This window comes from Nautilia sp. PV-1, assembly GCF_004006315.1.
Lineage (GTDB): Bacteria > Campylobacterota > Campylobacteria > Campylobacterales > Nautiliaceae > Nautilia > Nautilia profundicola_A.
Map to the genome: position 1 here is coordinate 558,438 of NZ_CP026530.1, position 14,227 is coordinate 572,664.

Consider the following 14,227-nt stretch of genomic DNA (forward strand, 5'->3'; position numbering starts at 1 on the left):
AAAGGAAAACAATGAAAAAAACGTTTATGTTTTTGAGTATAGCCGCAGTCTGTATGGCGTATGAAGCTAAAGTACAGCCTTTTGAAAAATATAAGATAAAAGCGGCGGTTTCCGGTACTGTAGTGAAATCGGAAAAAACACTTGAAGCTAAAAATATAACAGATAAAATAATTGTAAAAATAGACGACAGGCAAAATAAAATAGATTTGAACAATCTGAAGCTACAGTATGAAATATTAAAAAAAGAAATTGAAAACCAGCAGCAGATAGTAAAAAGAAAAAAAAACGTTTATGAAAAATATAAAAATTTAAAAACAAAATCTCAAATGGAAAAAGATTTAAAGTTTTACGATTATATGAATGCCTTAAACCAGCTTTTAAATTTAAAGTCTCAATTAGACAACACATCCGCAAATATCGATAAAATAAAAGACATTATCAACAAAAAGAATATAAAAGCAAACGGTTATGTGTATAAAATTTACGTTAATAAAAACGACTACGTGGCACCAGGCGTTTTAGTAGCGGAAGTAGACGATGTATCAAAACAGAAACTTACAGTTTATGTTCCTATAGAAGATATCGGATCGATTAAAAACAAACATGTTTACATAAACGGTAAAAAAAGCAATTTTAAAATTTATAAAATCTGGAATATTCCTGACACTCAGTATATAACAAGCTATAAAGTCGAACTTGTAGGCAATGGACTAAAGTTTGGAAAAATTGTAAAAGTGGAGTTTAAATAGGAAGAAATGTTAAATTCTGAATTTAACTATTTCTTCTCCTAAAGATTTTGAAATTTCTTTTAATTCTTCCGCTTTTTTATAAGCGACGTCGATTTCTTTTTTATTTTCGTTTACCATTTCATTAATTTTTTCTATATGATGTTTGATATTTAAAATAGCGTTTTCACTCTCTTCAAACTCTTTTACGCTTTCATCAAATACTTTATTGGTATTGGTCATAACTTCGCTTACTTCTATTACAGAACTGTTTACTTCGCCGGAAATTGTTGTTAAAGAGCTTATATCGTTTGTAATAGTATCCATCTCTTTAGCTGCTTCATCGGATGTGCTCAGAAGGTTTGAAATACTTGAGTTTATTTCATTAAGAGCTTCCTGTGTTCTTTCGGCAAGTGTTCTTACCTCATCTGCGACAACGGCAAATCCTCTTCCGTGTTCTCCCGCTCTGGCGGCTTCTATAGCGGCATTTAAAGCAAGCAGATTAGTCTGTTCGGCAATATCATTGATAATGTTTAAAATATTTTTCATCTCTTCTACGGAATTTGAAAGAGATTTGATTCTTTCACTTAATTTGTTTTCATTCTCAACGTTTATATTTATTACATTTTCGAGTTTTTGCATTAGAGTCTGTACTTTTTGAATATTATCAAAAGCTTTTTTAACTTCTTTTTGAGACTGGATTATTTTCTTTTCCACAACTTCTATTTTTTCTGCAACTTCATTGCTTTCTTCATAACTGGTATCAGAATGCTCTTTAGTTTGAGTGATGATTTCTTCAAGGGATTTTGAAATATTTAGTATCGTGTTTGAAACGTTGTCGTTTCTTTGTATTGTGTTTATGAGTTTTTCAAACAGGGAAACAAGGCTTTTTCTCATACTTTCGAGTGAAAAAACAAGTTCTGAGAGTTCATTTTTGGCATCGTATTCGAGTTCTTTTGAAAAATCCAAATCAGCGAGCTGGGAAATATTTACTTTTGTTTTTTTAATTGCGGACATAATTGTTTTATAAATGATTTGTAATTGGACAAATCCGAAAATAATAAACAGTATTGCGATAACAACAGTCGCCATTAGGATAAAATCCAAATCTTTATTTAAAAGCTCTTTTTTCTTTTTAAACTGTTTTATTAGAAGATTGCTTATGTTATTTAAATTGTTTATAAACGTTTCTACGTCATTGTCAAGCTGCATTTTTAAATCGAGATTTTTTTGATTGTTAAGATAAGTGTTTGCTAGTTTTAGAGATTCATTATAAATTCTTGAAAAAACGGCTTTTAAATCATCAGTATTGTTGATAATCTGATGTTTTTTGATTATTTCCAAGGTTTTAAGACCGCTTTGATAGTCGTTTTTAATTCTTTGAAGAAGTTCTTTGTTTTTACTGAGACCTATATCTTTTGCATACTGCTGCATCTGCAGGGTTTTTGCTTCAAGTCTGTTTACAAGAATATTTACGTGAGCGGTTTTTTCTTCTAAAATACTTTTGTGTTTTATATCCGTAATAAAAAAATAAAGATAAGCGCTGTAAAACAGAAAACCGACTACCATTCCTGTAATACCGATAATTAAGATCTTTTTAATGGAAAAATTTTTTAAAACCTCCATAATAGTCCTTTTGACATAATTTTAATATTATTTTAACATGAATCAATATTCAAAACAAGGTTGGCGTGGCGGTTTCCTGAGTCACTTTCATGTCTCCCGTCAGCAATATTCCGATTTCGTCTATATCAAGATAATCGGGATATTCTATCTCAATACCCCAGCTGTTGTAAAAAATCGCTTTATCTCCTCTTATTTCTTCAAATTCCAGTATTTCGTCATCTACAAGGATCTGCATTCCTTTTTGTAATTCGTATACTTTTCTCAAACTAAACCTTTTTATGGTTTTTTTTAATTATAACACTTAATTTTTTAATTTTACTTAAACATAACAAAATGTTAATCCCAGCTTTCAATAACGTCTTTGAATATATCGGCAAGTTTTATAACTTCTTCAGGTGTGGTGCGTTCATTCGGAGCGTGTATTGTATCGTTGATTACGCCGAATTCCACAACTTTAACACCGTATTTGGCAAAAAACCTCGCATCGCTTGTACCGCCCGCCGTTGAATGCTTAGGCGTAATATTTGTATGCTTCTGAATAGACCTGTCCAGAAATTTGACAACTTTTGTATCAGGTGAGGTTATGAAAGGCTCCGCGCTTTGTTTAAGCTCGAGTGTATAGTTCATGTCTTTAAAATATTTATGTATAAACTCTTCTATTTTTTTCTTGTCTGTATGAGTGTTGTTTCTGACGTTAAACATCATTTTAAGCTCTCCCGGAGTTACGTTTGTAACTTCCATTCCGGCTCTTATGTCCGTAACGACAAATTTGCTAGGTGCAAAAAATTCATCTCCGCTGTCTAAATCAACTCCGGCTATTTTATGTAAAACCTGAGCGACTTTATGTATCGGATTGATCGATTTTTCCGGATATGCGGCGTGCCCCTGAAGGCCTATTTTTTTAAGCATTCCGTTGATTGAACCTCTTCTTCCTATTTTTATAGCATCTCCAAATGTTTTTTCACATGTAGGTTCCGCCACTATGGCGTAATCCGGAATCATGTTTTTTTCTTTTAAAATTTCAAGCATATGTTTCGTTCCCCATACCGCGTCGCCTTCTTCGTCGCTGGTAATAAGTGCCGAAAGGGTTCCTTTAAAACCTTTGGCGTTTTTCATAGCCCATAAAAACGCGGCAAGTCCGCTTTTCATATCCTGTGCGCCTCTTGCGTAAATAAAACCGTCTTTTTCAGTCGGAATAAAAGGGTCTGTGTTCCATCCGTCACCCGGAGGCACTACGTCAATATGCCCTCCGAAGCATAAATGGTCTCCATCTCCGTATTTTTTATAGATAAAAAGATTTTTTACGCCTTCTTTTTCGGTTTCTATTGTCTCAAATCCGTTAAGATATTCTTTTATAAACTCCATTCCTCCGTCGTCATCCGGTGTTATGGATTTGAATTCAAGCAGTTTTTTAAAAAGATCTATTACATTCATTATAAGCCTTTATAAATATTTTTGCAATTATATTATTTTTTTCCGATATATCTAAAAGGTCTTTCTGTGAAATATACCGTTTCTAAATCTTTAAATATTTTAAAAAACTTTTCTTTTGTTATAGGATATTTTCTAATAGTTTCAAATACAAAATAACCGCCTTTTTTCAGTGCCGAAGGAATCTGCTTTAAAAGATTGAAATTGTAATATTTTATCATCAAAATCACATCAAATTCGTTTTTCGGAATAATGAAATTATCCAGATCCATACATATTGTCTTTATTCTGTTATCGTTGATTTTTGCAATTCCGACTTCGCTTATGTCTATGAGTGTGACGTCATAGCCTTTATCCGCCAGGACTTTTGCGTTTCTTCCGTATCCTCCCGCAAGATCCAGAGCTTTGCCTTTTTTGGAAGGTATATAATTTATTAATATGCTGGGAGGTTTCGGTGTAAGGGTTTTATATTTTTCGTTCCATTTTAGTTTTTCTTTTATCATTTTATACCTTTGAGACAGTGTAATATAAATCCGCTTGTATGTCAAAATGTGCTATAATATATAAATAAGCATTAGGAGTTTTTATGAAAAAAATTTTAGCTAAAATGGATGAATATAAAGAAAAAATCATTTCAATTAGAAGACATATTCATATGTATCCCGATCTTTCAGGTGAAGAGAAGCCGACAAGAGATTATGTCAAAGATATTTTAGAATCAAACGGAATAAAAACAAAAACGTTTAAGGATAATTATGCATTGGTATCAGAAATAATAACGGATGAGAAAAAGCCGTTTCTCGCTTTCAGAGCTGATATGGACGCTCTTCCGATACAGGAGGAAAATCACGTTTCTTATGCTTCAAAGAAAAAAGGCGTTATGCATGCCTGCGGACATGATGCTCATACTGCGATACTGACGGGGGTTATGCTGTTTTTAAATGAAATAAAAGAGAATCTTAATATTAATATCAGGGGTGTATTTCAGCATAAAGAAGAGGTGTTTGAAGGAGGCAGCAGCGATTTGATAAAAGTCGGTGTGCTTGAAAACGTAAAGGAAATATACGGACTTCATATGTATCCGTATTTGAAAACGGGAGAAATCGGATATAAATACGGAGAAATGATGGCGAGTGCGGATATGTTTGAAATAGAAATATTCGGTAAAAGCGCTCACGGAGCCAGACCGCACGAAGGAGTTGATGCTATTCTTACGGCTTCAATGGCTGTTAATTCAATTAATCATATCGTCAGCAGAAGAATTGATCCTCTTCATCCGGCGGTAATATCGTTCGGAACTATTGAGGGTGGAAAAGCTCCGAATATAATATGTGATCACGTAAAACTTAGCGGAACGGTAAGAACCCTTAACGATAAAGTAAGAAGTGATATTAAAAAAATGACAGAAGACGCCGTAAGCGGTATAGCAAAAAGCATGGGAGCAGAATATAAATTTCATTATTATTACGGCAACAGCGAACTTATCAATACAAAAGAGTGTGTCGATAAAATTATAAATAATGCAAAAATGCTCGGAATTAAGCCTGTGGATTTAGTACAGCCGGTTATGGGAGGTGAAGATTTCGCCGAATATCTAAAAGTCGTAAAAGGAGCATATTTCAGACTCGGATGCTGCAGTAAAATAAAAGACACCTGCTATCCTCAGCACCATCCTAAATTCAATATTGATGAAGACTCTTTATTACTCGGAGCCAAAATTTTAGCTTCTTTGGCATTGGACGAAAAATGAAAAGCAATATTTATTCGCCGTTTTTTATATATCAAAACGATATTGAAGTAAAAATAAGAGATTATCAAAAAGGTGACGGAAAAGGGATTGTTGAACTTTTTGAAGAAAATTACGGCAGAACGTATTATAAGCATAGTTTTTACAATCCCAAGCACTGGGATGAAATGGCTGAGAGTTTAAAGTATTATCCGATAATTGCCGAGATTGATTCAAAGGTTGTCGGGCAGTTTTTACTGACGGTATATGACGAGTTTATAGGTGAGGTAAGCGCTGTAGTGGTTCATCCGGAATTTAAGGGCAGGGGAATAATGAATAAAATGTTTGCTTATCTGCTTAAAAAAGCGCAAGATTTGGGATTAAGTACGGTATACGGGGAAGCAATCATGTTTCATCCCTTTTCCCAAAAGGCGAATTTAAAACAGGGAATGGTTGAAAGCGCTTTACAGCTTGGGGAAGTGGCTTCATGGATAAGCCAAAAAGAGGTCAAGTTCCAAAAACGTTCGGCTGCGCTTGTCAGTTTTAAAATTTTTCATAAAAAAAGAAGATTCATAAATCTACCCAAAAGATATAAAAGAATAATAAAAGATGTATATAAAAGAGCCGATATTAGACATTTTCCGGCATTAAAAAAAATAAAACCCGATATAAGAGCTGTAGAAAATGATTTATTAAAACTCGGAAGCATTGTAATTGACTCAAAAGTTAAAAATTTCAAAGAAAAGTTTAATAAAAAGTTTGCTTATCTTAAAACCAAGCATGATATGATTTATGCGGATATTAATCTGAAATCTTCAAACATAGACGATCTGGTTGAATTTTTGAATAAAAAAAGGTTTTTTTACAGCGGGGTTTTGTTTTATAAATATAACGGAGACGATTATTTGAGACTGCAATATGAAAATACTCATAATATAGAAGAAAAACTGAATGTATGCTATAGTAAATATTGTAAAAAACTTACAAGATATGTTTATGAAGACAAAAAAAGAGTTAATCGTTTATAAAATTTTTAATTAAACATAAATAATCGCCGATGTTTTCAAACCGGTGGTTTCCTCCATATTCGACAATTACTCTTGCATTTTGCCTTTTTTTGAATTTTTTTAAAGTTTTTTTGTAATGTAGAATTTCGTCGCCGCTTTGTAATAAAACGAGATATTCGACTTTATCGGGAGCGGTTTTATATTTTTTCAGTTCTTTTAAATATCTTTTTTTCCATTGAAATTTTTTATTGTCGCAATATCTGTATTGTATTCCTACATAAGATTTTAAAGTTTTATAAGGTTTAAGAGAAGGGTTTATAAGGACGGCTTTAAGATTATATTTTTCTGCCAGGTATATGGCGTAATATCCTCCGAGAGAACTTCCTATAAGTACGGTGTCCGGAGTTATGAGTTTTTCCAGAAAATTTATAGCTTTTTTGGGTGAAAACGGCAGATTGGGTGTTAGTACGTCCATATTTAGGTAATTTTTCAAGGCTTTACTTTTTTCTCCTACGCCGCAACTTTTGAATCCGTGAATATATATTGTTTGCATTTGTCACCTTTAATATAAATATTTTGATTATATCAAATTACTGTAATGTCATTTAATTAATATTTTATTTTTAATTCTCTATTTTTTGTTATAATCAAATTAAAAACGGAGTGATTAATGATTAAAAATCATGAAGAATATAAAAAAGCCGTTGATACGCTTAAAAAATGGGCGTATTATTATTATGTGCTTGACAATCCTCTTGTAACCGACGAAGAGTATGACAAGTTATACAAACAGGTCGAAGAGTATGAAAAAAACCATCCGGATGAAACAGACCCTTCATCCCCTACTCAAAGAGTAGGAGACGTGGTGCTTGAAGGCTTTGAAAAAGCAAGGCATTTAAGCCGTATGTGGTCTATGGAGGATGTGTTTAACGAAAACGATTTTTTAGACTGGGTTGCCAGGGTTAAAAGGATATTGGGACATAGTGATTTCAGTTATTATGTAGAGCCTAAATTCGACGGTGCGAGTTTAAATCTGGTATATGAAAACGGCAGACTGATAAGGGCGGAAACCAGAGGAGACGGAGAAATCGGCGAAGATGTGACTCTTAACGCCAAAACGATAAATTCCATACCTCTTGAAATTAAAGAAAAAAGTCTTATAGAAATAAGAGGCGAAGTAGTAATTAAGAAAAAAGATTTTGAAAAACTAAATGAAGAAAGAATAAAAAACGGAGAACCCACCTTTGCAAACCCTAGAAATGCGGCGGCGGGAAGTCTTAGACAGCTTGATCCGAAAATTACGGCAAAAAGGCCTTTGATGTTTTATCCGTGGGGAGTGGGAGTTAATTCTTTGAATTTTGAAAAATACAGCGAGCTGATGACTTATATTTATTCGCTGGGCTTTAAAGAGCCTCCTTTAAGGGCGGTATGCAGGGATATAGAGTGTGTTGAGAAAAAATATGAAGAGTTTGTGAAACTAAGAGACAGTTTTGAAGTAATGCTCGACGGTATGGTGGTAAAAATAGATGAAATAAAATACCACGATATTTTGGGATATACACAGAAATATCCGCGCTGGATGGTGGCGTATAAATTTCCGGCTGTTGAAAAAGAGACTATTATAGAAGATGTTGTCGTACAAGTCGGAAGGACAGGCGTTTTAACGCCCGTTGCGGTTCTAAAACCGGTTGAAATCGGAGGCGTTATCGTTGAGAGGGCGACTTTGCATAATTTTGACGAAATAGAAAGAATGGATATAAGAATAGGAGATCATGTAATTATCATAAGAAGCGGGGATGTGATACCTAAAATCACTAAAGTGCTTACATGGAAACGTACTGGCAATGAAAAACCGATACCGCGTCCTACCCGTTGTCCCGTATGCGGTGCGGAAGTTTTGGATGAAGGAGCGATAATTAAATGTCAAAATCTTTCGTGTCCGGCAAGGGTTGTGAATACGATAATCTATTTTGCCAGTAAAAACTGTCTTGATATAGAAGGGCTCGGCGAAAGCGTTGCTAAACTTTTATACGAACACGGGCTTGTAAAAGACATAACGGATATATTCAAACTGAGGGTTGAAGATTTGGAAAAACTTCCTCTTTTTGCAAAGAAAAAAGCCGAAAACCTTATAAATGCCATAAAAAAAGTAAAAGGAGCTCCTTGCTGGAGATTTGTAAACGCGCTGGGAATAGAGCATATAGGAGAAGTTGCGAGCAAAAAGATTTGTGAAAAATTCGGTGTGGAATTTTATAAACACGATCCGGAAGAATTTGAACAGATAGAAGGCTTCGGTCCTGAAATGGTTAAGTCAATTGCCGAATATATCAGGGTAAACAGGGATAAAATAGAAAAACTTATAGAGTTGATAGAGCCTAAAAATCCTGAAAAAAAAGAAATAAAACAAACACCGTTTACCGGTAAAACCGTCGTTCTTACGGGAACTATGAGCAAGCCTAGAAGCGAAATTAAAAAGATGCTTGAGGATATGGGGGCGAAAGTGACTAACAGTGTTTCGAAAAAAACCGATTATGTAATATACGGAGAAGACGCCGGAAGCAAATACGACAAGGCGAAAAAACTCGGAGTTGAACTTTTAAAAGAAGAAGATATGTGGAAAATGGTTCAAAATTGAGAAAAATTATCTTTTTTGATATAATAAATAATATATATAAATTTTAATAAAGGATAAAAATGCCGACCAAAACGGTTGTGAAAGACGATGTAGAAGTTATAATGCCTAAACTTTATAAAGTTATGCTTTTGAACGATGATTATACGACGTTTGATTTTGTAATTGAAGTGCTTAAAACAATATTTCATAAAAACGAAGAAGAAGCTATCAACATAACGCTTAAGGTTGACAGGGAGGGAAGTGCCGTTGTAGGGGTTTACCCTTACGAAATAGCACAAATGAAAGTGGAAAAAACGCATACTATTGCCAGAAATGCGGGATTTCCGTTAAGAGCAACAATGGAGGAGGTTTAGATGCAGATTACTGAAAATTTGAGAAATATATTTAATGAAATAGTTAACGAGGCAAAAAGAAGGCAGAATGAATATATTACCGTTGACCATGCTTTTTATATTTTATTGAAAGATAAAAATATAAGATTTTTGCTTGAAGACGTTGGAGTTGATGTGGATTATATCAGAAGGGGACTTGATTATTACCTTGACAGATACATAGAAAAAGTTCCGGTAAGCGTCACTCCTACCGAAACTCTTTCTTTTCACAGAGCGACTGAGAGGATGATTAACCATATTCAGGGAATCAGAAAAAACGTTGCAGATGAAATAGATTTTTTTGTGGCTCTTTTAGAAGACGAGACAAGCTATACCAATCAGCTGCTTAAAGAGTTCGGTCTTGAAAAAGTGGAAATAGTGGAATACATAACAGAAACGAAAGAAACAAAAAAAGAGGACAAAAAAGAATCGCCTCTTGAAGAGTTTACAACCGAACTTACCGAAATAGCCAAAGATTTTGACGATGTTATCGGAAGAGATAAAGAAATCGACAGGGTTATGCAGGTTTTGTCCAGAAGAAAGAAAAACAACCCTATTTTAGTCGGAGAGCCGGGAGTCGGTAAAACGGCCATAGTGGAAGGGCTTGCTAAAAAAATAGCGTTAAACGAAGTGCCAAAACAGCTTAAAGGAAAGAAAATATATTCGCTTGATCTGGGCTCACTGGTGGCCGGAACGAAATACAGAGGGGAATTTGAAAAAAGAATGAAAGTAATTCTGGATGAACTTAAAAAGCAAAAAGAGCCTATTTTGTTTATTGACGAAATACATATGATTGTAGGGGCCGGAGCGGCGGGAAACGGAAGTATGGATGTGGCAAACCTTCTTAAACCGGCTCTGGCAAAAGGTCAGATCAGATGTATAGGCGCAACTACTTATGAGGAATATAAAAATCATTTTGAAAAAGACAGGGCCCTAAATAGAAGATTCCAAAAAATAGACGTTAAAGAGCCGAGTATAGAAGATACTATAAAAATTTTAAAAGGTCTTAAACAGAGATATGAGGAATTTCACGGTGTAAGATATTCGGAAGAAGCGCTTAAGAGTGCAGCGACACTCGCTAAAAAATATTTAAGGGAAAAATTTTTACCGGACAGCGCTATTGATTTGATAGACGAAGCGGGTGCTAAATTTAAACTCAGAGGCAAAAAGCTGATTACTAAAAGCGATATTGAGGGAATTGTGGCAAAAATAGCCAATATTCCTAAAGAAAACGCTTCAAATAACGAAATAGAAAAACTTAAAAATCTTGAAAGCAGTTTAAAGGCAAAAGTATTCGGCCAGGAAAAAGCGATAAAAGAACTGGTAAAAGTAATCAAAAGAAAAAAAGCGGGATTAACAAGAGAAGATAAACCGATAGGAAGCTTTTTGTTTGTGGGGCCTACGGGTGTGGGTAAAACCGAAATAGCAAAACAGCTTGCAAATACGCTTGGTATTAATTTCTTAAGATTTGATATGAGCGAATATCAGGAGAAACATTCCGTAGCCAAACTTATAGGTTCTCCTCCGGGATACGTAGGATATGAAAAAGGAGGACTTTTAACCGAAGCTATAAGAAAACAGCCGCATACGGTGCTGCTGCTTGACGAAATAGAAAAAGCCCATCCGGATATAGTCCAGATACTTCTGCAGGTAATGGACAATGCCACGTTAACGGACAATGACGGTAGAAAAGCCGATTTCAGAAACGTAGTTTTGATAATGACAAGCAATCTTGGTGTGGGAGAAGGCAATAACCCTGGCTTTTTACAGGAGTTCAGCGAGTTTAAAGAAGAGGCGATTGACAGATTCTTTGCGCCTGAATTTATAAACAGACTCGATGCCATAGTAAGATTTAAACCGTTAAACCATGAGAGCGTATTAATGGTTGTTGATAAATTTATAAATGAACTGCAGGATAAGTTAAGCGCTAAAAAAGTAAAAATGACTCTTACAAAAAGAGCGAAGAACGCTTTGGCAAAAAAAGGATATTCTCCGAAGCTAGGAGCTCGTCCTTTATCAAGAATAATAGAAGAAAACATTGTAGAGCCTTTGAGTGATGAAATACTTTTCGGAGAGCTTAAAGGAGGAGGGGAAGTGAAAATAGATTACGTTAAGGATAAATTCAATCTTAAAGTTAAAAATAAATGATAAAAGTTAACGAAAATCCCCCTCTTTACCTCCTTGACGATTTTGAGTTTCCCGATCCTTACGAGCCTTTTGACGAGGGATTTGTGGGAGCGAGCTACGATCTGTATCCAAAAAGGCTTTTAGAAGGGTATTCAAAAGGATTTTTTCCCTGGTATCAGGATGATGAGGGTATGTATCACTGGTTTGTTTTGAATGAGAGAATGCTTTTAAAAACGGATGAGGTTAAAACAACCAAAAAACTGCTAAGAAAACTAAGAAGTTCAAAATGGGATTTTAAAATCAATACCAGGTTTGAAGACGTTATAAGACACTGTGCTAACGTAAAAAGAAAACATGAAAACGGTACCTGGATAAGTGAAGGATTTATAAAAGCATACAGTGAACTGCATAATTACGGATTTGTTATTTCTGTTGAAAGTTATTATGAAGGCGAGCTTGTAGGAGGATTTTACGGGGTAGCCATAAATAAATATTTCAGCGGAGAGAGTATGTTTCATTTAAAACCGGATGCCAGTAAACTGGCGCTAATATATTTCTGTGATATTTTAAAACAAAACGGTATAGAATTTATTGACTGTCAGGTGCCAAGCGAACATCTTGGCAGCATGGGAGGAAAAGTATATAAAAAAGAAGAATTTATTCCTATGATTTGGGAAGCAAGCGGTTATAATAACAGATTTGAAACTAATATAGATACGGAGACGGAGAAGGTTTATGATTAAATTTAAGCATTATTTTGAGTATGAGAATAAAAATCTGCAAAATTATGCCTATGAACAGCTTCTTAATGAAAAAGAGAGCGGAGAGATAGGCTATTATCATCTTCCGGATAGTTCAAAAGAGATAATAAAACAGCTTAAAAATTATAAAGCTGATTTTGAAAATATAGTAATAATAGGTATCGGAGGATCATCACTTGGTACCAAAGCTATATACAGACTTTTAAAATCAAGCTATAAAAACGTTAAAAAAATAATTTTTTTAGAAAATACCGACCCTATTGAATTAAAAAACAAATTTACGGAAATAGATCCGGACAGATCCATATTTTTGGTGGTTTCCAAATCCGGAACGACCATTGAGACTGTTTCTATTTTCAAAACGGCGCTTGATCATTTTAATTTGAATCTAAGTGGCGATAAAGAAAAGTTTATTGTAATTACCGATCCAGGATCTTCTCTTGAAAAATTGGCGGATGAATACGGTATTGTCGTTTTTAATATTCCAAAAAACGTAGGAGGAAGGTTTTCTGTTTTCAGTGCGGTGGGGATAGTCCCTTTATATCTTGCAGGATTTGACGTTGAAAAAATATTATTTTATGCGGGGGAGTTTTTTAAATCATTTTTTGAAAGAAAAGAAGAACATCTGCTTATTAAAGCGGCATTTTTGTATGAAAGAAGCAGATGTTATAAAATGAATGTGGTGTTTTCCTATTCTTCTTTGCTTGACGAATTTAATAAATGGTATGTTCAGCTCTGGGGAGAGAGTCTGGGCAAAATAAATAAAAAAGGTCAAAGAGTAGGGCTTACTCCTATAGGACTGCTAGGTTCAATTGACCAGCATTCGTTTTTACAGCTGCTGATAGAAGGTCCGAAAGATAAAACGGTTACATTTATAAAAATAAACAATTTCGAAAGTTCTCTTAAAATTCCCAACATATCTCTGCCTTATCTTGAAAAGACAGATTTTGTTAACGGTTATACTTTTAATGAACTTATAAACGCCCAGTGTGACGCAACGAGGGAAAGTATTATAAGAAGCGGTATCGATGTTGATGAAATAGTATTGGAAAAGCTGAACGAAGAAAGCGTCGGGGAGCTCATAAGCTATTATGAACTGTTGACTTCCGCTCTTGGCGTGCTGTTTGAAATTAATACGTATAATCAGCCGGGCGTGGAGCTTGGCAAAAAAATACTGAAAACTAAATTTAATTAATAATTTTTACCACTTTTCCTATAATTTCCGCTTCTTCCACCGTTTCGTTGGGATACAGCTTGTTATCTGAAATCAGTTCTATTTTTCCGTCGCTTCTGAGGTTTATTCTTTTTACAAAAACTCCTGCGGGTGTAGATACAACAAAAATACCTCCATTTTGAATATTATTGTCGTTTCTGTCTATAAAAATAATGCTTCCGTCTTTAATAGTAGGCTCCATTGAATCTCCGATTACGTTTACGGCATCCAGATTTTTGTCTATTATTTTTCTGTCAATATATAAAATTTCATAATTTTCGTCAAAATTAATGGCACCTCCGCCTGCGCTGGCGTTTATGTCTTTAAAATATCTGATTTTAGAAAATTTTTCGGTTTCACCTCTTATGGTTTCTATTTCCTGGTCAAATAACAGCCAGTTTAGGGATATTTTTCTTTTGGCGCAGAAATATGCAAGTTCTTCAAAAGGTATTTTGTTTCTTTTTTTCAAAACCGAGAGATGTTCTGGGGAAATACCCAAAGCTTTGGCTACGTCTTTGTTTAAAACTTTTTTTTCTCCTACTTCCTGAGAAATAATATCTTTTATTTTTTCTATTATTTTGTCAAATTCCATTACAATCCTTAAC

At 34.4% G+C, this 14,227-nt stretch carries 14 protein-coding genes; 8 read left to right on the top strand and 6 right to left on the bottom strand.

Features of this window, described 5'->3' with window-relative positions:
• Window positions 1–11: 11 nt before the first annotated feature.
• The gene (locus tag C3L23_RS03090; RefSeq protein ID WP_127679749.1) at window positions 12–749 is read left to right on the top strand and encodes a hypothetical protein; all 738 of its coding nucleotides are present in this window, start codon (window positions 12–14) and stop codon (window positions 747–749) included.
• A 9-nt stretch (window positions 750–758) separates the two neighbouring features.
• Here C3L23_RS03090 and C3L23_RS03095 read toward each other — a convergent pair whose 3' ends face one another.
• From C3L23_RS03095 to C3L23_RS03110, 4 genes are all read right to left on the bottom strand, one after another.
• Window positions 759–2,351, bottom strand: a complete 1,593-nt coding sequence (locus C3L23_RS03095) for a methyl-accepting chemotaxis protein (protein WP_127679751.1) — start codon at window positions 2,349–2,351, stop codon at window positions 759–761.
• Between the two features lie 49 nt (window positions 2,352–2,400).
• The gene (locus tag C3L23_RS03100; RefSeq protein WP_127679753.1) at window positions 2,401–2,616 is read right to left on the bottom strand and encodes a succinyl-diaminopimelate desuccinylase; all 216 of its coding nucleotides are present in this window, start codon (window positions 2,614–2,616) and stop codon (window positions 2,401–2,403) included.
• 71 nt (window positions 2,617–2,687) lie between these two features.
• Complete coding sequence (dapE, locus tag C3L23_RS03105) at window positions 2,688–3,785, bottom strand: succinyl-diaminopimelate desuccinylase (RefSeq protein ID WP_127679755.1); 1,098 nt, start codon at window positions 3,783–3,785, stop codon at window positions 2,688–2,690.
• A 32-nt stretch (window positions 3,786–3,817) separates the two neighbouring features.
• Window positions 3,818–4,285, bottom strand: a complete 468-nt coding sequence (locus C3L23_RS03110) for a bifunctional 2-polyprenyl-6-hydroxyphenol methylase/3-demethylubiquinol 3-O-methyltransferase UbiG (protein WP_127679757.1) — start codon at window positions 4,283–4,285, stop codon at window positions 3,818–3,820.
• Between the two features lie 83 nt (window positions 4,286–4,368).
• On the opposite strand from C3L23_RS03110, the gene C3L23_RS03115 reads away from it, so the two are divergent.
• Both C3L23_RS03115 and C3L23_RS03120 read left to right on the top strand, forming a co-directional pair.
• Window positions 4,369–5,532, top strand: a complete 1,164-nt coding sequence (locus C3L23_RS03115; RefSeq protein WP_127679759.1) for an amidohydrolase — start codon at window positions 4,369–4,371, stop codon at window positions 5,530–5,532.
• Complete coding sequence (locus C3L23_RS03120) at window positions 5,529–6,536, top strand: GNAT family N-acetyltransferase (protein ID WP_127679761.1); 1,008 nt, start codon at window positions 5,529–5,531, stop codon at window positions 6,534–6,536. The genes C3L23_RS03115 and C3L23_RS03120 overlap by 4 nt, the downstream gene beginning before the upstream one ends.
• Here C3L23_RS03120 and C3L23_RS03125 read toward each other — a convergent pair.
• On the bottom strand, window positions 6,523–7,068 hold the full coding sequence (locus C3L23_RS03125; protein ID WP_127679763.1) for a YqiA/YcfP family alpha/beta fold hydrolase: 546 nt from the start codon (window positions 7,066–7,068) through the stop codon (window positions 6,523–6,525). The two genes, C3L23_RS03120 and C3L23_RS03125, sit on opposite strands and share 14 nt — an antisense overlap.
• Before the next feature lie 117 nt (window positions 7,069–7,185).
• On the opposite strand from C3L23_RS03125, the gene ligA reads away from it, so the two are divergent.
• The 5 genes from ligA to C3L23_RS03150 are packed head-to-tail and all read left to right on the top strand — an operon-like array spanning window position 7,186 to window position 13,604.
• Window positions 7,186–9,150 (top strand): NAD-dependent DNA ligase LigA, encoded by a 1,965-nt coding sequence (gene ligA / locus C3L23_RS03130; RefSeq protein ID WP_127679765.1) that lies wholly within the window; start codon window positions 7,186–7,188, stop codon window positions 9,148–9,150.
• A gap of 59 nt (window positions 9,151–9,209) precedes the next feature.
• Complete coding sequence (locus tag C3L23_RS03135; protein ID WP_127679767.1) at window positions 9,210–9,503, top strand: ATP-dependent Clp protease adaptor ClpS; 294 nt, start codon at window positions 9,210–9,212, stop codon at window positions 9,501–9,503.
• Complete coding sequence (gene clpA, locus C3L23_RS03140; protein ID WP_127679769.1) at window positions 9,504–11,669, top strand: ATP-dependent Clp protease ATP-binding subunit ClpA; 2,166 nt, start codon at window positions 9,504–9,506, stop codon at window positions 11,667–11,669.
• Entirely contained in the window at window positions 11,666–12,391 is a 726-nt protein-coding gene (gene aat / locus C3L23_RS03145) for a leucyl/phenylalanyl-tRNA--protein transferase (RefSeq protein WP_127679771.1), read from the top strand. Before clpA ends, aat begins: the two co-directional genes overlap by 4 nt.
• On the top strand, window positions 12,384–13,604 hold the full coding sequence (locus C3L23_RS03150; RefSeq protein ID WP_127679773.1) for a glucose-6-phosphate isomerase: 1,221 nt from the start codon (window positions 12,384–12,386) through the stop codon (window positions 13,602–13,604). Before aat ends, C3L23_RS03150 begins: the two co-directional genes overlap by 8 nt.
• Here the strand turns inward: C3L23_RS03150 and C3L23_RS03155 are convergent.
• On the bottom strand, window positions 13,597–14,214 hold the full coding sequence (locus C3L23_RS03155; RefSeq protein WP_127679775.1) for a LexA family transcriptional regulator: 618 nt from the start codon (window positions 14,212–14,214) through the stop codon (window positions 13,597–13,599). The two genes, C3L23_RS03150 and C3L23_RS03155, sit on opposite strands and share 8 nt — an antisense overlap.
• Window positions 14,215–14,227: the final 13 nt, after the last annotated feature.